1 protein-coding gene is annotated in these 1096 nt (G+C 59.0%); it reads right to left on the bottom strand.

Going from position 1 to position 1096, the window contains the following annotated elements:
- The coding region (locus P4L78_RS15490) for a hypothetical protein (protein WP_309328730.1) at positions 1-1096 on the bottom strand (1096 nt) is incomplete at both ends.

Below are 1096 nucleotides of genomic sequence, written 5' to 3'. Positions count from 1 at the left end.
GAAAAGATCGAGGTGAGTCAAAGTATAGCTGAGCGATGCCGTCAGGCTGAGCTTGGGCGTGAGCTTGACCATGTCGCGCGCAAACAGATTGAGCGCCCGGTTGTGCGACGAAACCGCCACCGCGTTGATCAGCGGACTGCCTGCAAACCCGGTCGAGCTGCCATAAAGCGGGTTCGACGCCATGGCCACGGTCTGGTAATTCACCAGTTGCGCCAGACCGGTCGCCTGATCACTGCGGATCGTCGCGATTTCAAAGCTGCCACCGAGATTGAGATCGTTGACGAACCGCCCCAGCGACGCATCCAGATCGATCAGCGCATTGCCGCCAAAACTGTGCTGATAAACGTCGGAGGTGACCAGCGTGGTGTTGATGCCGCTGGTATAGTCGTGAATCGGCAAGCCACCGGCATAGGCGGTAAAAGCCGCACTCTGTAACGGGTTCGTCGTAAACAGATCGCGCGCCGTCCCGCCCGGTGCAAGCGCGCTGCAATCATACGCGACGCCGTCGCAAGCGCCGCCGAGGCTGGCGTTACTGTTGCTCGAATGCGAATCCGAGCGACGATAATACAGGTTTGCGCTGAGCTTGAGCACGTCTGACAGACGCGTATCGGCCTTGAGATTGATCACCAGTTGGTTGTTCGAGACATTGTCGGGCCAGGTATAGGCGCTTTGCGGCGTGCCCAGCATCGACAACGGCAAGCTTTGCGTGCCGTTGAGCGAGGTATCGGCCCACAACACGCCAAGCTCGGCATGCGTCGCGCCCCCTTGCCAGCGCAGCTTGCCATAGCCCTGGCTGACGCGGGTATGCATGTGCCAACGATATCCATTCTGGTCATCAAAATTTCCGGAAACAAACCAATCAAGGCTTTTTCCAGCAAGTGTACCGCCCACTTCCGCCAAAATGGCACGTCTGGCAAACGATCCCCCCTGCACCGTCACACCAAGGCCGCCGTTTTCCGCCCCGTTCTTTGTCGTCAGCACGAGCGCGCCGCCCAAGGTGTTCAGCCCGAACAACGGGTTTGATCCGGGCAGGACTTCGACTGCGGAAATCGCGTTCATCGGGATCAGATCCCAGTTGACGATCGAGCCGAACGGT

Source organism: Silvimonas sp. (assembly GCF_031291215.1).
GTDB classification, from domain to species: Bacteria; Pseudomonadota; Gammaproteobacteria; order Burkholderiales; family Chitinibacteraceae; genus Silvimonas; species Silvimonas soli.
The sequence above is the reverse complement of the archived record's forward strand: the minus strand, read 5'-3'. Positions and strand labels throughout refer to the sequence as shown.